Source organism: Micromonospora sp. CPCC 206061, assembly GCF_036906915.1.
Taxonomy (GTDB): domain Bacteria; phylum Actinomycetota; class Actinomycetes; order Mycobacteriales; family Micromonosporaceae; genus Phytohabitans.
In genome coordinates this window covers 48,219-68,442 of the sequence record NZ_JBAKHX010000012.1, presented here as the reverse complement: position 1 = coordinate 68,442, position 20,224 = coordinate 48,219, and the positions used below count along the sequence as shown (strand labels likewise).

Below are 20,224 nucleotides of genomic sequence, written 5' to 3'. Positions count from 1 at the left end.
CGAAATCCCTTCCTTGCGTCTTGGACAACCGAGCCATCACACGCCGCCCGCCCGACCAGTTGGTGAACTGCCGGCGACGGCCGGCTGACCGGTCGCCGAATCGTCCGGCCGCCCGCCGCGCCCGCGGCGCAGCGTGACCAGGTCACGACACAGCACCAGTACGCCGGCCACGAAGACCACGCCGGCGACCGCCGCGTCCAGCGCCGGCTCGCGCGGCAGCCACCAGGACGCGAGCAGCGCTCCACCCACGACACCCGCGCCGCGCAGCACCGGCCCGGACCAGAACATCCCGTGGAACCGCCACGCGGTCACGAACGGCCCGCCGGCGGTCACCGCCGTGCCGCACAGGTATCCCAGACCGACGCCGGTGGCACCGCCCAGCAACGCCACCACCGCGAACCCCGTCAGCGTCCCCACCACCGCCGACGCCACCGGCACCCGCACGTGCGCGCCGCTCGACAGCGCGTTCACCGCGGGGACACTCACGACCGCCAGGTAGGTGGCCGCCAGCATCAGCCGCAACACGGGGGCGCCGCCGGCATACCCGGAACCACCAAAGACGGTCAGGACCTCCGGCGCGAGCAGTAGCGCGACGGCGACCATCGGTGCGAGCACCGCGAGCAGCGCCCTGGTCGACAGGTCGGCCTGCCGGCGCACGCCGCCCACATCACCAGCGCCGTGAGCGCGCGCCATCGCCGGGAAGAGCACGATGCCCAGCGCCCGCGGCACGAAATAGACCGGGGCGATCAGGGTCACCGCGGCCGCGAAATACGCCACCTCGCGCGGTGCGGCAAACCGGTTTGCCAGCAGCTGCGTGCCCTGCAGGAAGCCCTGCGAGCACAACGTTCCGACGCAGGCCAGCACAATGAACGCGGCCATCTCGCGGCGCAGCGCGCCGCCCGGCGCGGACGCCGCGCCGCGCGTCACCGGCCGCAGCCGCCACCACGCGCCGAAGGTGAAAAGCGCGTAGCCGGCGGCCAGCGGCAGCAGATAGACGGACCAGCCGAGCGCCACCACCAGCGCCGTCGCCGACAGCGACAGCGCCGAGCAGGCCAGCTCCAGCTTCGTGTACCCGGACACGAGATCGAACCCGTAGAGCACCGACTTGAGGATCGAATACATCGAAAAGGCGGTGCACAATGCGGCGACCTGGATCGCGTCGAGCACCCGCAGGTCAAATGCCACCTGAGCGCCCCACCCCGCCCCGACGCCGAGCCCGATCGCACCGACCCATCCCACTCGGAGCACCAGGCGGAATACACCGCGCGCCGCAGGGCCGTCGCCCCGCCCGTGCTGGTACGGGATGAACTTCGCCGCGGCGCTCGCCAGCCCCGCCGGAAGCAGCAGGCTGCCGATCGTGGTGACCGCGATCAGCGAGCCCACCAGGCCGTACGTCTCGTGGTCGGTGGCGCGGCTGACCAGTACGCCGTGCAGCAACCGGGTGAGGCCGAGCGCGACCAGCCCCGCCATGGTGAGCAGGGTTCTACGCACGCTTCGCCAGGCGGTCGATGACGGCGAAGTAGTGCTTCTTCTGCTCGCTCCAGCGCAACTCGGCCATCACCTGGGTGGCGCGCCGGGCCTGCGCCAGCGCCTTGTCGGGGTTCATGGCGAGGTCGCGCATCGCCACGGCGAGCGTCTGCGGGGTGGCCGGGTCGACGTACCGCACCGAATCCTCCGGGAAGTAGCGGGCGATGACCGGGTTCCGGAACGTGATGACCGGGATGCCGAGGCTCGCGTACTCCAGGAGCTTGGTGGGCAGAACGCCGTCCGTCCACGGGTCGAGCTGGCTCGGCACGAGTCCGATGTGGACCCGGCCGAGCTCGGCGACGATCTCGGGCAGCGGGTAGAGACGGGTGGGCAGATCCACGTCTGCGCCGAGCGCCTCGACGCGTTGCCGCAGCTCGTCGAGGCCGTCGCCACTGCCGCGTACCTGAAGTCTCGCTCCCGGCACCTCGCCGCGGATCGCGGCCAGTGCCTCCGTCGCCGCCACCAGGCCGTGCCGGGGCGCGATCAGGCCGTGGTAGCTGAAAACCACCTCGCCGTCGGGGCTCCAGCCACGCGGTTGCTCGCGGGGCACGAACAGGCGCTCGTCCGGGCAGTTCATCACCACCGACACCGGTCGGCGGGTCAGGTCACGCAGCATGTCCGCGTACGGCTCGTGGACCGTCAGCACCTCGCGGGCGAACCGCAGCGACGCCTTCTCCGACGCCGAAACGGCCGCCAGCACCCTGCGCCGGTCGGCGAACTTCGAGGCGAACAGCTTCGACGTCAGATCGTGCACGTCCAGCAGCACCGGCACCCCGAACAGCCTCGGCACCGCGGCCGCGAACACCAGCGCCTCCGGCATCGAATGCGCCTGCACCACGTCAAAAGCGCGTGGACGCCGGCTGAGCCACGCCGCGGCCCGGGCACCGAAACCGCCGTACAGCGACAGGTACGCCTTCGCGGAACTGCCCCGGTACTTTCGGGTGGGCAGGTGCACGACGCGCACACCGTCCACAATGTCCACCTCCGGGCGGCCGGGCGCGTCGAGGGCCAGGACGGTCACCTCGTCGCCGCGCGCTACCAACGCCTCGGCCTGGCGGCGTACCCGTGGGTCAGACTCGTACTCGCTCACCACCACCATCCCGACGCGCAACGGACGGGTCCGCTGGGGCAGCGCGGGGGCAGGGATCTCGGTCACCGGCAAGGTCACGGCAGCGACAATAAGCACCAGAACAGGGGTGTTGACCCGCTCGCGCGGTAGATCCGCCAACCTTTCGCTCCGCGTACCCTCCGCCGACATATGCCGGTAACCAACCCCGCCGGCCCCCTCCCCCCGCCCCTTCCCCCCGCCGCTCCCTTCCCGCCGATCAAGGGCAAATGCACGTGGTTCGATCTCATTTCCGCGTGTATTTGCCCTTGATCGATGCGGATCTCCTCGATCGACGACATCGGGCTCGCGCGGCGCGGGTCACCGCCGCGCTAGGCGCGGCCGGGCGGGATGTCGGGGGTGTGTGACAGGCTGTTGGGCATGACGCTGCTCCTGGTGGACGCGCCGAGCCTGTACTTCCGGGCCTACTTCGGCATCCCCGAGTCGGCCGCGCGAGCCCCCGACGGCTCCCCGGTCAACGCGGTGCGCGGCTTCCTCGACATGCTCGCCACGCTCATCCGCAGCCGTCGCGCCGACAGGCTGGTGTGCGCGTTCGACGCCGACTGGCGACCGGCCTGGCGGGTGGCGCTCCTGCCATCGTACAAGGCGCACCGGCTCGCCGAGGGCGGCGCTCCCGGCGAAGAGGTCGTGCCCGACACCCTCGTCCCCCAGGTGCCGCTCATCCTCGACATGCTCGCCGCGATCGGCATCCCCGCGATCGACGCGCCCGGATACGAAGCCGACGACGTTCTGGGCACCCTCGCCACCACCCAGCCCGGCCCGGTCGAAGTGGCGTCCGGCGACCGCGACCTGTTCCAGCTCATCGACGACGCCAAGCCCGTCCGCCTGCTGTACTGCGGCCGAGGCGTCGCCAAACTCGAAGACTGCGACGACGCGGCGGTACGCGCCAAGTACGGCGTGCCGGCGGCGGCGTACGCGGACTTCGCGGCCCTGCGCGGCGACCCCAGTGACGGGCTGCCCGGCGTGCCTGGCGTCGGCGAAAAGACGGCCGCACGCCTGGTCAGCCGGTACGGCACGCTCGACGGCATCGTGGCCGCGCTCGACGACCCGGCATCCGGCTTCGCGCCCGGTCTGCGGGCCAAGCTCCTCGCCGCCCGCGACTACCTGGCCGTCGCGCCAAAGGTGGTTCGCGTGGCCCGCGACATCCCACTCCTCGACCTTGACACGGCGCTACCGTCCGCCCCCGCGGACGGCGACCGCCTGCTGGCCCTGGCCGAGAAGTGGAACCTGGCCGGCCCCTGCCGCCGCCTGGTCGACGCCCTCCCCCGCTAGCCCACGCCCCACCCGCCTTCGGCGAGGTCGGTTGCCGTTCGGGCGGTGCATCACCACCGCTAGAGCGTCCTAGGAGGCTAGCCTCTTAGGCCCTGCGGCCCTTGGCGCCCGTTCAGCGCGGCGCGTTCAGCGCGGCGCGTTCAGCGCGGCGCGTTCAGCGCGGCGCGTTCAGCGCGGCGCGTTCAGCGCGGCGCGTTCAGCGCGGCGCGTTCAGCGCGGCGCGTTCAGCGCGGCGTCGGCGTCGGCGTCGGCGTCGGCGTCGGCGTCGGCGTCGGCGTCGGCGTCGATCAAGGCTAAGTCCATCGATCAAGGGCAAATGCACGTGAAAAGGAGATCGAACCGCGTGCGTTTGCCCTTGATCGACGAACAGTGCGGGGTTCGCCGGAGGACGCGTGGATCGCCCACAGCGGCGTCCGCACTATCGAGCGCAGGACCTGCGGCGATCAAGGGCTTTTGCATGGATCAAGGGCAAATGCACGTGGTTTTGAGATCGAACCACGCGCATTTGCCCTTGATCGACGGAGGGGAGCGCGCCCCGCGCGGACCGGCGCGGGCGGACGGCGCGGGCGGACGGCGCGGGCGGACGGCGCGGCGCGGGATGGGGTGGGGCGGGGTGGGGTGGGGCGGGACGTGGGGGTTGAGCGGTTAGCGGCGGCGCGGGGTGTAGGAGGTTGTGGTGCGGCGGGGGCGGGGGGTGAAGCCGTTTGGCGGCGGAGTCACCTCGGGCTGGTCCTTTTCGCGGTCGGCGATGCGGGCGTCCAGGTAGGCGGCGCCGGCCCTGTCGTCTTCGGTCGGGGCGGCCATCACGGCGTATATCAGCGCTATCACCACGAGGATCACCGCGAGGATGATCGGTACGAGCAGGTTGGAGGCGGTGGCGCCGGTCGGGTCGCCGGGCTGGTCGTGGAGGTGGGCGGACATCGAGGACATGCCGGTGAAGTGCATGCCGTTGACGGCGACGCCCATGACCAGGGCGGACGCGATAATCGCCAGTACGCCCTTGACGTTGACGACCAGCCACAACGCCACGCACGCGGCGACCACGGCGATCACCACTGACAGTGTGACGCGGGTGGGGTCGTACGCGATGTCGGCGTCGACCCGCATGGCGGCCATGCCGGTGTAGTGCATCGCGGCCACGCCGAGCCCGGCGAAGAGCCCACCGAAGAGGATTTTCACGATCGAGGGCCGGCCCATGCCGACGATGAACAGCCCGATGCCGACCACTACGACGGCGATGATCGCGCTGGCGGCGGTAAGCGCCACGTCGTACCGGATGCGCTGGCCGACGACCGAGAACCCGAGCATCGCCATGAAGTGCATGCTCCAGATCGCGGTGCCGCCGATCGCCCACGCGGCGAGCATCAGGAACCAGGCCCGCTGCGCCGACGAGTGCGCCTCCCGCACCCGGACCGCGCAGGTCAGGCCGAGCAGCGACCCCAGCACCGACAGCGCGTAGCTGAGACTGGGCGTTATCAGGCCATACTCAAAGTGATGAATCTCCGCCACAGGTCCCCCCAGTGTTCCGCCCGAAGATACGAAGACGGTTCGCGTCCGCGATCATTTACGGACGAAGATAGTTCTGCAAGGGGCGAACGGCTAAAAGTCAGACTGAATTGTAGGCAAGCACACCGCGATTGACGGCGGTCATCGCCGCGCGTGCTGTATCGCGCACGCCGGGCGACGCAGCGGCCGCGTCGGTCAGTTGACCGAGAAGGTCGACCACCTGGCGAGCCCATCGCACAAAGTCACCGGCCGGCATCTCGCCGTCGAGATTGTGGCCGCTCGCGAGCACCTTGGCGAGATCCTCGCCGCGCGCCCATCGGAAGATCGGCCACACGAACCCGAGGTCGGGCTCGCGGGTCAGATCAAGGCCGCGGGCGGCCTCGTCGGCTTCCAGCTCGGCCCAGATCTTGAGGGTGGCGTCGACGGCGTCGGAGACGGGCCCGCGCGGTACCGACGCCCGCTCGTCGGCCTCGCGCCGCGCCTCGTACAGCACCACCGACACGGCCGCGGCCAGCTCGGACGGTGACAGGCCGTCCCAGACGCCGCGCCGCAGGCACTCGGCGACCAGCAGATCGGCCTCGGTCCAGATCCGCGCGAGCATGCGGCCGGCGTCGGTCACGTCGCCCTCGGGCGTCAGGTATCCACGCGTGGCCAGCAGGTCGCAGACGTTGTCGAACGTACGGGCCAGCGAGCCCGTGCGGCCGGCGACCTTGTCGCGGAGCTGCTCGGTGTCGCGCTGGAGCCGGTGCCGGCGCTCCGCCCAGCGGGCGTGCTCCTCCTTCTCATCGCACGCGTGGCAGGGGTGCTGCCGCAGCTGGATGCGCAGCAGGGCCAGCTCGTGATCCTCACCGTTGCCGCGAGACTTGTTGCGCCGCCCGGCATTCCGGTCAAGACCGGTCGCGGTCACCGCCGACGCCAGGTCGCGGCGCGCCGCCGGCGCGCGGTGGTTGAAATTCTTGGGTACGCGGACACGCGCCAGCACCTCGGCGGGAGCGCTGAAGTCGGCGGGTGACACCCGACCGGCCCAGCGGTCCTGGGTCAGCACCAGCGGTCGCGGCTCACCGAAGCCAGCGGCGCCCGCCTCGAGAACCACCGCGAGCCCGGCGCGCCGGCCCGACGGTACTCGAATGACGTCACCGACGCGGAGGCGCTCCAGCGACCGCACCGCCTCCGCGCGGCGCTGGCTGGTGCCCTGCTTCGCGAGCGCCCGCTCGCGCTCGGCGATGGCCACGCGAATGGCGAAGTACTCGTCGAAGTCGCCGTGGTGGCAGCGCACCTCCTTGCCGTACGCCTCGGCGGTCTCCTGGTTGCGCTGCACCTGCCGCGCGAGGCCGACCACCGACCGGTCCGCCTGGAACTGGGCGAACGACGACTCCAGCAGCTCGCGCGCGCGGTCGGTGCCCACGGTGCCGACCAGGTTGGCGGCCATGTTGTACGACGGGCGGAAGCTGGACCGCAGCGGGTACGTGCGGGTCGAGGCCAGGCCCGCGACGTGCCGCGGGTCGACCTCGGGCGCCCACACGACCACCGCGTGGCCCTCGATGTCGATGCCGCGCCGCCCGGCCCGGCCGGTGAGCTGGGTGTACTCCCCCGGCGTCAGGTCGACGTGCGCCTCGCCGTTGAACTTGACCAGGCGTTCGAGCACGACACAGCGGGCCGGCATGTTGATGCCGAGCGCCAGCGTCTCGGTCGCGAACACCGCCTTGACCAGGCCGCGGACGAAGAGCTCCTCGACGACCTCCTTGAACGCCGGCAGCAGGCCCGCGTGGTGTGCAGCGAGCCCCCGCTCGAGCCCGTCGAGCCACTCCCAGTACCCGAGCACCGACAGGTCTTCGCCGGAGAACGCGACCATGCGGCCCTCGACGACCCGGCGGATCTCGGCGCGCTCCTCGGGTGTGGTGAGGCGCAGACCGGCCTGGAGGCACTGCTGGACGGCGGCGTCGCAGCCGGCGCGGCTGAAGATGAACAGGATCGCGGGGAGCAGGCCCTCGCGGTCGAGGCGTTCGACGACGTCGGCGCGCAGCGGCGGCCGCCAGCGCCGGCCCCGGCGGCCGCGTCCCCACGCCGGGTTGTAACCATCGGTCATCTCCAGCCGGCGCAGCGTCTCGCGGGTGTAGCGCAGCAGCTCGGGGTGCACGTCGTGCTTGCGGGCCGCGTCGGCGTCGTGGAACAGATCGAACATGCGCTTGCCGACCAGCATGTGCTGCCACAGCGGCACCGGCCGGTGCTCGCTGACCACCACGGACGTCTCGCCCCGCACGGTGACCAGCCAGTCGGCGAACTCCTCCGCGTTGGAGACGGTGGCGGACAGCGACACGAGGGTCACCGAGGCCGGCAGATGGATGATCACCTCTTCCCAGACCGCGCCGCGGAAGCGGTCGGCGAGGTAGTGCACCTCGTCCATGACCACGTAGGCGAGGCCCTCCAGGGTGGTCGAGCCGGCGTACAGCATGTTGCGCAGGACCTCGGTCGTCATCACGACCACGGGCGCGTCGCCGTTGATCGCGTTGTCGCCGGTGAGCAGGCCTACCCGCTCCGCGCCGTACCGCTGCACCAGGTCGTGGTATTTCTGGTTGGACAGCGCCTTGATCGGCGTGGTGTAGAAGCACTTGCGCCGGGTCTGTGACGACAGGGCCAGGTGCACCGCGAACTCGCCGACCACGGTCTTGCCGGCACCGGTCGGCGCGCACACCAGGACGCCGCTGCCCCGCTCCAGGGCCTCACAGGCTTCGCGCTGGAAGTCGTCGAGGTCGAAGCCGAGCGCCGGAGCGAGCTCGTCCAGGGCGGGAAACGTGGCGGCCTGGGCGGCCCGGCGGCGCGCCGCGGCGTACCGCTCGGCGGGGCTGACTTGCTCCCCTGACCGCGGGGTGCCCGGATTCATGCTGCAAGGTTATCTGCTACGTCAGCCCATATTCCTCGCGGCGGGGCACGAGCCGCATGGCGAGCCGCGCGCGGCCCGGACCGTCGAGCTGGCGCGGCCCGTACTTGGCGTCGAACATCCGCAGCACGCTGTCGCGGTCGGGCACCGAGTCGCCGTCGACACGCGCCAGCCGGAAGTTCCGCCCGATCCGCCCGTCGATGCTGAGCGGGCGCGCGCTGACGATGTCGAGCCGCCCGGTGCCGTGGTCGGTGAGCTGGTCGACCATGGGCGCGCCGTCGATGAACCAGGCGCCCTCGACGAGGACGAAGTGGACACCACAGCTGCGCAGGGGGGTGTCGCGGTGAAAGACGGTCACCGGCACCGCGACGTAGTCGCTGAGCGGGCGCGTGCTGGCGTGCCGCCACAGGTCGTCGAAGCGGCCCTGGACGAACTCGCCGAGCGGGCTCTCCAGGTACACCTCCAGGTGCGGCGACGCGGACGCCCGCACGCCGATCGGGAAGAACGAGATGAGCGCCTTGTCGTCCCAGCGGAACATCTGGATCGACGGCGACGCGTCGTAGATGCGCACCTGGAACCGGGCCTGGTGCGCGGGAGACAGCGTGAGGGCGAACTCGTACAGGTGCCGCAGGTTGTCCTGGATGACTCGGCGCACGTCAACCGGCCGGATCTCCTCGGCCCGCTGCGAGGCGGCCGCCGAGTCCGGGTCGAGCAGCAGCACGCGTACCGTCGCGCCGTTGCCCAGCGCCATGCGCACCGCCTCCAGAAACCGCCCGCGGCTCGTGCCCTCCAGCATGTGCATGCCGGTGTCCATGACCGTGACCAGGTCGGACGCGCCCGCCACGTGCCCGCTGAACTCGTCGTGGTCGAAGCTCGGGTGCTCCTCGACCCGTGACCGGCGCAGCTCCTCGAAGATGGGGTCGAAGACGGCGTACGACAGGGCGACCATCACCACGGCGGCGCCGATGTTGAGCAGCAGGTCGCTGTTGAAGCCTGTGGTGAGCCGGGCCCATAGCAGGAGGATCGCGGCGAAGACCAGCAGTATCAGCACGCCCACCAGGCGCCGTGCCCGCCGGCGAAGCCGGAGGCGGGCCTTCCTCCACCACCCGCGCAACGACCCCTCCCCGGTGTGTGCGTGCGCTCTCGCGGAGTGAGCGTAGCGTGTCCCCCGGCAAGCCCCGGCGAGCCGCTCGATAGGGTCACGAACGTGCCGGACCATGCCGAATCGCTCAGCCCACCACCACAGCGGCGCCCGGTCGAGGCCGTGCTCTTCGACTTCCACGGCACACTCGCCCAGGTCGAAGACCCGGTGTCCTGGGTGACCGCCGCGGCGCAGGCCTGCGGGGTGGCGCTCGACCGCGGTCGCGCCACCGTGCTCGCCGACCGTCTCGTCACCGCCGGCCGTCCCGGCGGGCCGCTGCCGCACCGGGTGCCGCCGCACCTGGCCGAGGTGTTCGCCGACCGCGACCTGTACGAGCACGCGCACCGGGCCGCCTACCTGGGGTTGGCGGCGACCGTCAACGCAGGCTTCGACGGGTTCGAGGAGGCCCTTTACGACCGGCTGCTGCGCCCGGACGGTTGGGTTCTCTACACCGACACGCTGGCCACGCTCGTCGCGCTGCACCAGGCCGGCGTGCCGGTCGCCGTGGTCAGCAACGTCGGCTTCGACATTCGGCCGCTGTTCGAGGCGTGGGAGCTGAGCGAGTACGTCGACGCATACGTGCTGTCGTACGAGGTGGGGCGCTGCAAGCCCGACCCGGCGATCTTCATGCGGGCCTGCGCGGCGCTGCGCGTAGACCCGGAGCGGACGCTGATGGTCGGCGACACGCCCGCGGACGCGGGCGCGGTGAAGGCGGGGTGCGCGGCCCTGGTGCTGCCGGCGGCCGACCCGGGCCGCGCCAACGGCCTGACCGCCGTCCTCGACCTAGCCGCCGCCAAACCACCGGCCTAGCGCGTCATGCCGCACCCCGGTCGATCTTGGCAAGCAACGTCGGCGACGCCGACGCACGTTATCGGCGGAAAACAGGAGCCGGGTACGCGCAGCGGTGTCAGCCCAGGAGGCGGATCGCGGCCGGGACGGCCTCGACCCTCACCGGGAGGCTGAGACAGCGCTCGCCGTCCACGTAGGTCGTGATGCCCTCGGCCTCGATCTCGACCACGCGGGCGCGCGCCGTGTGGACCAAGGGGTGGTCGATGTGGGTGCCCTCGTAGGTCTTGGGCTTCAGCCGGACCAGGGTCAGCCGGTCGACGTCGGCGTAGACGACGTCGAGCAGGCCGTCGGTCGGGTCGGCGGTCGGGCAGATGCGGATGCCGCCGCCGTAGCTCGGGCAGTTGCCCACCGCGAGCAACACCGCGTCGAGCCGCCGCTCCTCACCGTCGAGCCGCAGCACGTACCGGCGGGCCTTGAGCCGCACGAGCTCGACGAGGATCGCCAGGTCGTACCGGCGCGGGCCGCGCGGCCAGCGCATCCGGTTGGCACGCTCGTTGACGACCGCGTCGAACCCGGCCGCCAGCACCGAGCCGTACCAGTACGCCTCGCCACCGGGCGACGTGACCATCGCCAGGTCGACCGGGCGGGTGCGGGCCGCCTTGACCGCGTCGGCGATGGCCGCGGCGGCCGCGAGCGGCTCGGCGGGGACGCCGGTCGCCGCCGCGAAGTCGTTGCCGGTGCCGGCCGGCACCGCGCCGAAGAGCACGTCGGTACCGGCCACCGCCTGCAGCGCCAGGTGGACGGTGCCGTCGCCGCCCACCGCCACGAGCGCGGCCGCGCCGTCGGCGACCGCGGTGTGGCACGCCGCTTGGGCTTCTTCTCGGGTACTGGCATCGAGCAGCCGGATCGGCCGGCCCGACTCGGCGAGCCGGTCCAGCACGGCTTGTGCGACATCGTGGAAGCGGCCCCGCCCGGCGCCCGGGTTGGTCAGCACCGCGAGCGGTGCCGTGTTGTCCAACTCAGGTGCTCTCGTCGTAGCGGCGGGACTCGATCACCTGGGGCGGCGGCAGCGGCGCGACGGGCTCCAGCGGCTCTGGCTCGTCGACCGGCTCGAAGGCGTCCAGCGGCGACGCCTCGTCGTCGCTGAGGCCCGTGTACTGGTTGTCGCGCTTCGCGCGGCGGCGGTCGTTGAGGAACGCCACGCCGACGGCGACGAAGTACATCGCCGTGAGGCAGAGCGCGAGGGCGGTCATGCCGAACGGGTCGGGCGTCGGCGTCACGATCGCGGAGAAGGCGAAGAACACGAAGACGGCCGCCCGCCACCAGCTGAGCAGCCGCTTGCCGCTCGCGATGCCCACGAAGTTGAGCATCAGGATCAGCAGCGGGAACTCGAACGCCACCCCGAATATCAGGATCAGGTTGGTGACGAACGAGATGTACCGCGTGACCTCGAGCTGGCTCTCCAGCCCGGTGACACCCGAGCTGAGCAGGAACTCCAGTCCCTTCGACACCACGAAGTACGCCAGCACCGCCCCGGCGGCGAACAGCGGCGCCGCGATGCCGACGAAGACGTAGGCGTAGCGGCGCTCGTGCCGGTGCAACCCGGGCGCGACAAACGCCCAGAGCTGGTACAGCCATACCGGCCCGGCGAGGATCAGCCCGACCCAGAGTGAGATCTTGAGTCGCACGAGGAAGCCATCGGCGGGACCGAGCTGGGTCATCGGGCACGTGCCGTCTTCGGTCCTGATCTTCGGCAGGTCACAGTACGGCTGCTGCAGGAGATCGAAGACCCATTGCGAGATCGCATAGCCGACCACAAAACCGACCAGGATCGCCACGGAGGCGCGGAAGAGCCGCGTACGCAGCTCGCGGATGTGCTCGACGAGGGTCATCGAGCCGTCTGCGGCGCGTTCGAAGTTCGTGGGGCCGCGCCGCTTGAGGCCGAAGGCCACCGGGAACCCCCGGGTCAGTTGTCGCGAGCGCGCTGCACCGGGTCAACGACCGGCGCGGCGGGGGGCTGCTGCTGTGCCTGCTGCGCCGACGGAGGCAGCGGCTGACGGCCGTGCTGCGCGTCGGCCTTCTCGGCGAGGTCGCGGTCGTCGTCGGTCAGCGTCTTCGTCTCTGCCTTGATGATTCGCAGCGACTGGCCGAGCGAGCGCGCCGCGCCGGGAAGCCGCTTCGCGCCGAAGAGCAGAATCAGCACAACCACGAGTACGGCGATGTGCCATGGCTTGAGGGCGCCCATGGGAAACTCCAGTTGCTGATCGTCGGTGAGGAGTGACGAGGCTATCGTACGTGTGTTGCCGGACGAACCGTCAACGCCCGCGTTTTGCCTGGATGACTGCCAGCCGGCGCTGCGCCGTCTCGACCTGCGAAAGCAGTGGCTCGACGCGCTCCTGAAGGCTCAGCGCGGCACCCTGGAGCGACTCGACGCGGGCCTGCTGGCGCTGCATCTTCAGCGCCGCCCGGCGCAGCCGCCCCAGCCGGCCGATCACCGGCAACACCGCCAGCACCAGCACCACCAGGCCCAGCAGCACCAGGCCCCATGCGATCCACGTCACCACGGGCTAACTGTACTGGTTGAGCGCGGCCGCGGCTTGCTCGCGCACCTGCTCGACGAGCTCCAGCGGGGCGACCACGGTGGCGTCGGGCCCCAGCCCCAGCACGAACCGGCGGGCCCACGGCAGGTCGCTGACCCGCAGTGAGACCAGCCACTCCTCGCCGTCGGCGCGCACCGACTCGCACGGGTAGTACTCGGTGATCCAGCGGGCGCCCCGCCCGACCCGCAGCGTGACCAGGGGCAGCTCGGGGCCCGGGTGGAAGACGCCGTCGCTGACGTCGTGCGGCTGGGCCTCGGCGGGCGGCTGGGACGCCTCGTCGAGCTCGTCGAGGGCGTCGATGCGGTCGACGCGGAACAGCCGCACCGCCTCGGCCCGCCGGCACCACGCCTCCAGGTAGCCGCGGCCACCCACCATCAGTACCCGCATCGGGTCGACGACCCGCTCGGTGGTCTCGTCGCGCGTGGCGGTGTAGTAGGTGATGCGCAGCGCGCGCCCGCGCTCGACGGCGTCGCGGATGCCGGCGAGCCTGTCGGCGTTGCCCGGCAGGCGCACCTCCACCGGCGCGCCGATCCGGTCGCCGGCCGCGCTCTCGATCTTGGCGAGCGCCCGCTCGATCGCGTCGCGGTTGGCCATGCCGGGCGTCTCGGCCAGCATCCGCAGCGCCACCACCAGCGCCAGCGCCTCGTCGGGCGTCAGGCGCAGCGGCCGGTCGATGCCGGCGTCGTACGTGATCGTGACCCGGTCACCGTCGAACGCCATGTCGATCAGGTCACCCGGACCGTATCCGGGCAGCCCGCACACCCACAGCAGCTCCAGGTCTTCCCGGAGCTGCTTTTCGGTCACGTCGAGGTCGGCCGCCGCCTCGGTGATCTCGATGCCGGGCCGGGCCAGCAGGTATGGCACCAGGTGGAGCAGCCGGGCCAGGCGGTCAGCCGATGTGCGCGGAGGCCGCGTCGGAGAGGTCACAGCCGCGCCGCCACCTCGTGCCGGGTGGCGATCTCCTTGAGCCGCTGGATGACCATCTCGCGCACCTCGGGCGGGTCGATCACGCGCACGTCCGCGCCGTAGCCGACCAGGTGGCCGGCGAAGCCCTCGGCGTCGGCGTACGCCAGCACGAGGCGGTCGCCGTCGGGGCCGGGAACCGTCTCCTTGGCCCACCGGCGCAGGCCGGCGGCCCGCCCCGGGCGCGCCAGCACGGTGGCCCGGCCGTTGTGCTCCAGGGGGCCGGACCAGCGAGCGACGTGGCTGATCAGGTCGACACCGGTGGGCGGCTCGAAGGCGCCGGGCTTGCCGGTGGCCTTGACCGCGCCGACGATGCGGGAGAGCCGGAAGCAGCGGGTCGCCTCGCGGTCGAGGTCGTGACCCACCACGTACCACCGGCCGCGCCAGCAGACCGCACCCCACGGCTGCAACCGCCGGGTCGACGGCGCGTCCTTCTCCGGTACCCGATAGGCGAAAGTGACCGCGCGCCGGTCGCGCGCGGCGGCCGTGAGCGGCGCGAACGCGGGGTCGACGGTGACCACCGGCTCGACGCCGAGCGTCGCTTGCGGGTCGACGTCGATGCCGGCGGCGCGCAGCTTGGCCAGGCCCGACGACGCCGCCGCGGCCAGGCCCGCGTGCCGCCACAGGCGCGCGGCGATGCCCACGGCGGCGGCCTCGTCCGGCTCAAGGGGGATGTCGGGCAGCGCGTACTCGCGGGCGTCGATCCGGTAGCCCGGCTCGACGTCGAAAGCGCTCGCGGTGCCGGTCGAGAGCGGCACGCCCAGCTCACGAAGCTCGGCCTTGTCGCGCTCGAACTTGCGCTGGAACGCTTCGTGGTCACGCGGGTCGTCAGGGTCGTGTTCGTAACCGGGAACGGTCGCGGCGATCTGCGCGGCGGTCAGGAACCGCCGCGTCGACAGTAGGCAGATCACGAGGTTGACCAGCCGCTCCGTGCGAGTGCGCGACACGCCTTCGACTCTAGTCCGGTTCGCGCATATGTACGGGACCGGCCGTACGCTCGGCGCGTGGCGGAACCGAATAACACGGAGAGTGTCGGAACGGTCATCGTAGCGGGGTTGGCCAATCTCGCGATCGCCGTCGCCAAGGCCGTAGCCGGCCTGATCTCAGGTTCCGCGGCGATGCTCTCCGAGGCCGCCCACTCGGTCGCGGACACCACGACCGAGGTTCTGCTGTATACCGCGCTGCGGCGCGGCGGCCGGCCCGCCGACTCGGTTCACCCGTTCGGGTACGGCAAGGAAAACTGGGTGTGGGCGTTCATCGCGGCGCTGTTCACGTTCGTGGCGGGTGCCGGGTTCTCGATCACGCACGGCGTGCACACCATCCGCACCGGCGAGCACAGCGGTGACTACCTGGTCTCGTACGTGGTGCTGGCGGTGTCGTTCGCGATCGAGTCGGTGTCGCTGGCGCGGGCCGTGCGGCAGGTGCGCGGATCGGCCCGGCGCTGGGACACGACGCCGCGGCGGTTCCTGCGGCTGACGCCGGACACGGCGGTGAAGGCGGTGTTCCTGGAGGACAGCGCGGCGCTGATCGGCCTGCTGCTGGCGGCCACGGGCGTGGGGCTGGCGCAGTACACCGGCGACGAGCTGTGGGATGGGCTCGCGTCGATCGCGATCGGGCTGCTGCTGCTCGTGGTGGCCGCGATCCTGGCTCGCAGCAACGTGTCGCTGCTGGTGGGGCGGGCGGTGCCGCAGCGTCTACGGGGCCTCCTGGAGGCTGATCTCGCGTCCCTGCCCGCCGTCGACCGGGTCGACACGCTGCTCACCATGCAACTCGGCCCCAACGACGTGCTCGTCGCCGCCAAGGTGGACTTCGCCGACGACGCGACCGGCGCCGACATCGAGGCCGCGGCCGACGAGGCCGAGCGGCGGCTCGTCGAGCGGTACCCCGGTATCCGGTACGTCTTTCTCGACCCGACCCGGCGGCGTGGTTAGGTGTTGCCCGTGATCAGGTGGCGGTCTGGGGTCGTGTCGTCTGTGGGCCGGTCGTGGCACGGCGCCATCGAGGTCTTTGTAGGCGACGTGCGTGCGCTGGCCTATCCGCTGCTGGTGGGCACGCCCGCCGTCGGCGACCGGGTGCTGCTGAACGTCGGTGCGCAGCTGATGGGGCTGGGCACGGGTGGCTACGCCCTCGTGGTGGCGCTGCCCGACCGGCTGCCGCCCGACCCTCCCGACGACGGCACCACCCGGGACGCGGGGCACCTGGTGAAGGCGCGGTACACGCCGTTGCAAGCGATCATGCTGGGCGTGGACGAGCCGTCGTCACCGCACCACGCTGTACTCGCCTCCGCATCGCAGGTGGCCGGGATGCCGGTCGTGACCGCCGACCTGCACTCGGCGCTGCCCGCGATCCTGGCCGGGGTGCTGTGCGACGCGCCGGCCGCGCGGGTCGCGTACGTGATGACGGACGGCGGGGCGCTGCCCGCCTGGTTCTCCCGGACGCTCGCCGGGCTGCGCGGGACGCTCGCGGGCACGGTGACGGTGGGGCAGGCGTTCGGCGGCGATCTGGAGGCCACCACTGTGCACAGTGGACTGCTCGCGGCGCGGCACGTGCTCGGCGCGGACGTCACCGTGGTGGCGCAAGGGCCGGGCAACCTTGGCACGGGTACGACGTGGGGGTTCTCCGGGGTGGCGGTGGGCGAGGCGGTCAACGCGGTCGCGGCGGTGGGTGGGCGGCCGGTGGGCTCACTGCGCATCTCGGCGGCCGACCCGCGGGCGCGGCACCGGGGGGTGTCCCACCACAGCCTGACGGCGTACGGGCGGGTGGCACTGGCGCCGGCCGACCTCGTGATTCCTGTCGGGGTCGAAGATCTCGTGGGCGACGTGCTGGAGCCGTTGGCGGCGCGGCATCGGCTGGTGTCGGTGCCGGTGGACGGGCTGGAGGAGGCGCTGCGGGCGTCACCAGTGCGGCTGTCGACCATGGGGCGCGGGCTGTCCGAGGACCGCGAGTACTTCCTGGCGGCGGCGGCCGCTGGCCGCTACGCGGCCTCGCTACTCGCGTAGCCACGCTGACCGCCACCCGCGTAGCCGCCACTGCCGCCGCCGCGTAGCCGCCACTGCCGCCGCCGCGCGCCGCCGCGTAACCGCCACGCCCCGCGTCAGGACGCGCCGGGGAAGCGCCGCGCCCCCGCGGCCCCTGGGCGCCGCGGCGCGCCGATGGCCGCGCGGCCGGCGGCCTCTCCCGTCGATCAAGGGCGAATGCACGTGGTTGGATCTCTTTTCCGCGTGCGTTCGCCCTTGATCGATGCGATCTTCCTTGATCGACGGCACCGCCCGCCCGGCGGCGTAGGCGGTGCACACGGCCGCAGCCGGTCCGCGCGGGCTAGGCGCCGCGACATCGGGGACCGCTAGCTGAGGATGATCAGGGCGACCCAGGCGGCCACGAAAAGGCCGAGCGTGGCCGCGAGCACCCAGGTGGGCACGGTGTACTCGCCGCGACGGTTGCGGGCGATCTCGGCGGCTATCTTGTCGCGGCGCTTCTGGTACCAGCCGCGCGGCTGGTCGCCGCTGCCCTGTCCGAACGAGTCACTCATGGCAGGGCGAGCGTACTCCGCCGGCGGACGCCGCCTCGCGGCGGTCGCCGGACCCGGCAGACTCCCTGGGCCCGCTCCCGCCGATCAAGGAGATCTGCATGGATCAAGGGCAAACGCACGTGGAAAAGAGATCCAACCACGTGCATTCGCCCTTGATCGACGAAAGCCACGTGCCCACGGCACGCCACGCCGTGGGCACGCCACGCCGTGGGAACGCCGCGCCGTGGGAACGCCGCGCCATGGGCACGGCGCGAGCGGCGCCGCCGGGGCCGCGCGCTACATGCTCGCGATCAGGCGCTCTACGCGCTCGTCGTAGGCGCGGAAGGGGTCTTTGCACAGGACGGTGCGTTGGGCCTGGTCGTTGAGCTTCAGGTGGACCCAGTCGACGGTGAAGTCGCGGCGCTTCTCCTGGGCGTGCCGGATGAACTCGCCGCGCAGCCGTGCCCGGGTCGTCTGCGGCGGCGTCTCCTTCGCCTCGAAGATCTCCAGGTCGGTGGCTATGCGGTCGACCTGGCCGCGCCGCTCCATCAGCCCGTACAGGCCGCGGCCTCGCCGCAGGTCGTGGTAGGCGAGGTCCATCTGCGCGATCCGCGGGTGTGACAGCGGCAGGTCGTGCTTTTCCTGGTACCGCTCGATGAGCTTGAGCTTGGTGACCCAGTCGATCTCGCGGGACACCGGCTCCAGGTCGCCGGTCTCGACGGCGCGCAGCACCCGGCCCCACAACTCGACGACCCGCTTGGCGATCTGGTCGCCGCCGCGCCGCTCGACGAACTCGGTGGCCTTCGCCAGGTACTCCTGCTGGATCTCCAGGGCGCTGACCTCCTTGTTGGAGGCGAGCCGCACCTTGCGCCGGCCGGTGACGTCGTGCGAGACCTCACGGATCGCCCGGATCGGGTTTTCCAGCGACAGGTCGCGCATCACCACGCCCGCCTCGATCATGCGGAGCACGATGTCGGCGGTGCCCACCTTGAGGAGGGTGGTGACCTCGTTCATGTTGGAGTCGCCGACGATGACGTGCAGGCGGCGGTACCGCTCGGCGTCGGCGTGCGGCTCGTCCCGCGTGTTGATGATGGGGCGGCTGCGGGTGGTGGCGGACGAGACGCCTTCCCAGATGTGCTCGGCGCGCTGCGACAGGCAGTACACGGCGCCGCGCGGTGTCTGCAGCACCTTGCCCGCGCCGCAGATGAGCTGGCGGGTGACGAGGAAGGGAATCAGGACGTCCGCGAGCCGGCCGAACTCGCCGTGCCGCGAGACCAGGTAGTTCTCGTGGCAGCCGTACGAGTTGCCAGCCGAGTCGGTGTTGTTCTTGAACAGGTAGATCTCACCCGCGATCCCCTCGTCGTGCAGGCGCTTTTCGGCGTCGACGAGCAGCCCTTCCAGGATGCGCTCGCCGGCGCGGTCGTGCGCCACGAGGTCGGCCACCGAGTCGCACTCCGGTGTGGCGTACTCGGGGTGCGAGCCCACGTCGAGATACAGCCGGGCGCCGTTGCGGAGGAAGACGTTGCTGGACCGCCCCCAGGACACCACGCGGCGGAACAGGTAGCGAGCCACCTCGTCGGGAGACAGCCGCCGTTGGCCTCGGTACGTGCAGGTGACGCCGTACTCGGTCTCAAGCCCGAAGATTCGCCGTTCCATGAACAGACATTAGCCGTCGCGGGCCTCTAACCGTCACTCCCGCCGCAATGTTTCAGGCAGGCGCCACGCGCAGGTTTTCATAGTGCTCCAGACACGCCTCGTACCGAGGGAGCGACTCCGAGGCTTCCGATAGCGGCGGCGCCGCCGCGTCGCGCGCGGACAGCAGCGGCTCGGAGGCCGGCCAGTCGATGCCGAGCGAGAGCGGGTGGACGGTGTGCTCGGCGGCCGGGTTGTAGGTGGTGGAGCACAGGTACGTCAGCGTGGCGTCGTCGGTGAGCGCGCAGAAGCCGTGCCCGAGGCCCTCGGCGATGTAGACGGCCTTGCGGTCGACGTCGTCGAGGCGCACCGCCTCCCAGCGCCCGAAGGTCGGCGAGCCGACGCGCAGGTCGACGATCACGTCGACGACCGCGCCGCGCGGGCAGGTGACGTACTTGGCCTGGCCGGGCGGCGTGTCGGCGAAGTGGATGCCGCGCACGACGCCGCGCGCCGATACCGACATGTTGGCCTGGGCGAGGTCGAGCGGGTGGCCGACGGCCTCGACGAGCTTGTCGGCGCGGTACCACTCCAGGAAGAGGCCGCGCGGGTCGCCGTGCTGCTGGGGCGTGATCTCCCACGCCCCCTCGATGCCGAGCTGACGGATCTTCACGGCAGGCGCGCCACGGTGACGAACTCGTTGTACGTGAAGATCTTGCCCATGAACCGCGGGAACGGGAACGAGTACTGCTTGATCACCGTCATGCCCAGGTCGCGGCACATGGACGCGGCCTCGGCGAAGCCGACGAAGCGGACATGGGTGGCGTCGCTGGCGTAGCCGCGCTCCTGCGGGGTGATGAACACGGCCGTGCCGCCCGGCTTGACGCACGGCAGGTATGACTCGATCACCTTGCGGGCGTCGTCTTCGGGCATGTGCTCCAGCAGGTGCGCCGCGAGCATCGAGTCGAACGTGGCGCCGCGCTCGGTGGAGAAGAACTCCTCGGTGGTGTACGCCTCGAGGCCCTGGGCCCGCGCCACCGCGATCGACGTGGGGTTGTGGTCGACGCCGACCCCGTTGCCGCCCAGGTGCGCCAGGTTGCGCCCGAGGCCGCAGCCGACGTCGAGGGTGCGGCCGAGGTTGAGCCGTCGGATGTTCCACCGGTAGGGGCGCTGGACGTCCAGCACCTGCTTCCAACGGGCTCCGGTTACGCGCTGTAGGCGGTCGGTGTAGTCGACACCGTCGGTGCCGGGCTTCGATTCGCGGTCGGTCTCACGCACGGCGGGT

The 20,224-nt window shown here is 71.6% G+C and carries 19 protein-coding genes; 4 read left to right on the top strand and 15 right to left on the bottom strand.

The window, feature by feature from the left end; all coding sequences use genetic code 11:
• Positions 1 to 36: 36 nt before the first annotated feature.
• Entirely contained in the window at positions 37 to 1,491 is a 1,455-nt protein-coding gene (locus tag V6V89_RS12195; protein WP_334619156.1) for a lipopolysaccharide biosynthesis protein, read from the bottom strand.
• Complete coding sequence (locus V6V89_RS12190; RefSeq protein ID WP_334619155.1) at positions 1,484 to 2,695, bottom strand: glycosyltransferase; 1,212 nt, start codon at positions 2,693 to 2,695, stop codon at positions 1,484 to 1,486. The genes V6V89_RS12195 and V6V89_RS12190 overlap by 8 nt, the downstream gene beginning before the upstream one ends.
• Before the next feature lie 288 nt (positions 2,696 to 2,983).
• On the opposite strand from V6V89_RS12190, the gene V6V89_RS12185 reads away from it, so the two are divergent.
• Entirely contained in the window at positions 2,984 to 3,925 is a 942-nt protein-coding gene (locus tag V6V89_RS12185) for a 5'-3' exonuclease (RefSeq protein ID WP_442935122.1), read from the top strand.
• A 645-nt stretch (positions 3,926 to 4,570) separates the two neighbouring features.
• On the opposite strand, the gene V6V89_RS12180 is transcribed toward V6V89_RS12185, so the two are convergent.
• The 3 genes from V6V89_RS12180 to V6V89_RS12170 all read right to left on the bottom strand — a co-directional run bounded on the left by V6V89_RS12180 (position 4,571) and on the right by V6V89_RS12170 (position 9,360).
• Entirely contained in the window at positions 4,571 to 5,434 is an 864-nt protein-coding gene (locus V6V89_RS12180) for an MHYT domain-containing protein (RefSeq protein ID WP_334619154.1), read from the bottom strand.
• Between the two features lie 97 nt (positions 5,435 to 5,531).
• Positions 5,532 to 8,312, bottom strand: a complete 2,781-nt coding sequence (locus V6V89_RS12175; protein WP_334619153.1) for a DEAD/DEAH box helicase — start codon at positions 8,310 to 8,312, stop codon at positions 5,532 to 5,534.
• A 16-nt stretch (positions 8,313 to 8,328) separates the two neighbouring features.
• Positions 8,329 to 9,360, bottom strand: a complete 1,032-nt coding sequence (locus V6V89_RS12170) for a hypothetical protein (RefSeq protein ID WP_334619152.1) — start codon at positions 9,358 to 9,360, stop codon at positions 8,329 to 8,331.
• A 156-nt stretch (positions 9,361 to 9,516) separates the two neighbouring features.
• Here V6V89_RS12170 and V6V89_RS12165 point away from each other — a divergent pair, with 156 nt between their 5' ends.
• Positions 9,517 to 10,260 carry an HAD family hydrolase gene (locus V6V89_RS12165; protein ID WP_334619151.1) on the top strand — a complete coding sequence of 248 codons (744 nt, stop codon included), beginning with the start codon at positions 9,517 to 9,519 and terminating at the stop codon, positions 10,258 to 10,260.
• Between the two features lie 97 nt (positions 10,261 to 10,357).
• On the opposite strand, the gene V6V89_RS12160 is transcribed toward V6V89_RS12165, so the two are convergent.
• From V6V89_RS12160 to V6V89_RS12135, 6 genes are all read right to left on the bottom strand, one after another.
• Positions 10,358 to 11,257: a YegS/Rv2252/BmrU family lipid kinase gene (locus V6V89_RS12160; protein ID WP_334619150.1), complete on the bottom strand. Its 900-nt coding sequence runs from the start codon at positions 11,255 to 11,257 to the stop codon at positions 10,358 to 10,360.
• 1 nt (position 11,258) lies between these two features.
• Positions 11,259 to 12,191, bottom strand: coding sequence for a twin-arginine translocase subunit TatC (gene tatC / locus V6V89_RS12155; protein WP_334619148.1), 933 nt, complete (start codon positions 12,189 to 12,191; stop codon positions 11,259 to 11,261).
• 14 nt (positions 12,192 to 12,205) lie between these two features.
• Complete coding sequence (gene tatA, locus V6V89_RS12150; protein ID WP_334619147.1) at positions 12,206 to 12,484, bottom strand: Sec-independent protein translocase subunit TatA; 279 nt, start codon at positions 12,482 to 12,484, stop codon at positions 12,206 to 12,208.
• A gap of 70 nt (positions 12,485 to 12,554) precedes the next feature.
• Positions 12,555 to 12,803, bottom strand: a complete 249-nt coding sequence (locus V6V89_RS12145; protein WP_265253191.1) for a hypothetical protein — start codon at positions 12,801 to 12,803, stop codon at positions 12,555 to 12,557.
• 3 nt (positions 12,804 to 12,806) lie between these two features.
• On the bottom strand, positions 12,807 to 13,766 hold the full coding sequence (locus tag V6V89_RS12140; RefSeq protein WP_334619146.1) for a helix-turn-helix transcriptional regulator: 960 nt from the start codon (positions 13,764 to 13,766) through the stop codon (positions 12,807 to 12,809).
• On the bottom strand, positions 13,763 to 14,749 hold the full coding sequence (locus tag V6V89_RS12135; RefSeq protein WP_334619145.1) for a helix-turn-helix transcriptional regulator: 987 nt from the start codon (positions 14,747 to 14,749) through the stop codon (positions 13,763 to 13,765). The genes V6V89_RS12140 and V6V89_RS12135 overlap by 4 nt, the downstream gene beginning before the upstream one ends.
• A 57-nt stretch (positions 14,750 to 14,806) precedes the next feature.
• Here V6V89_RS12135 and V6V89_RS12130 point away from each other — a divergent pair, with 57 nt between their 5' ends.
• On the top strand, positions 14,807 to 15,733 hold the full coding sequence (locus tag V6V89_RS12130; RefSeq protein ID WP_334619144.1) for a cation diffusion facilitator family transporter: 927 nt from the start codon (positions 14,807 to 14,809) through the stop codon (positions 15,731 to 15,733).
• Between the two features lie 9 nt (positions 15,734 to 15,742).
• Positions 15,743 to 16,801 carry a DUF3866 family protein gene (locus V6V89_RS12125; RefSeq protein WP_334619143.1) on the top strand — a complete coding sequence of 353 codons (1,059 nt, stop codon included), beginning with the start codon at positions 15,743 to 15,745 and terminating at the stop codon, positions 16,799 to 16,801.
• A 344-nt stretch (positions 16,802 to 17,145) separates the two neighbouring features.
• On the opposite strand, the gene V6V89_RS12120 is transcribed toward V6V89_RS12125, so the two are convergent.
• From V6V89_RS12120 to V6V89_RS12105, 4 genes are all read right to left on the bottom strand, one after another.
• Entirely contained in the window at positions 17,146 to 17,331 is a 186-nt protein-coding gene (locus V6V89_RS12120; RefSeq protein WP_334619142.1) for a hypothetical protein, read from the bottom strand.
• A gap of 276 nt (positions 17,332 to 17,607) precedes the next feature.
• Positions 17,608 to 18,966 carry a Pup--protein ligase gene (gene pafA, locus V6V89_RS12115; RefSeq protein ID WP_334619141.1) on the bottom strand — a complete coding sequence of 453 codons (1,359 nt, stop codon included), beginning with the start codon at positions 18,964 to 18,966 and terminating at the stop codon, positions 17,608 to 17,610.
• Positions 18,967 to 19,018: 52 nt separating this feature from the next.
• On the bottom strand, positions 19,019 to 19,612 hold the full coding sequence (locus V6V89_RS12110) for a dTDP-4-dehydrorhamnose 3,5-epimerase family protein (protein WP_334619140.1): 594 nt from the start codon (positions 19,610 to 19,612) through the stop codon (positions 19,019 to 19,021).
• Complete coding sequence (locus V6V89_RS12105) at positions 19,609 to 20,217, bottom strand: class I SAM-dependent methyltransferase (RefSeq protein WP_334619139.1); 609 nt, start codon at positions 20,215 to 20,217, stop codon at positions 19,609 to 19,611. The genes V6V89_RS12110 and V6V89_RS12105 overlap by 4 nt, the downstream gene beginning before the upstream one ends.
• Between the last annotated feature and the right edge of the window lie 7 nt (positions 20,218 to 20,224).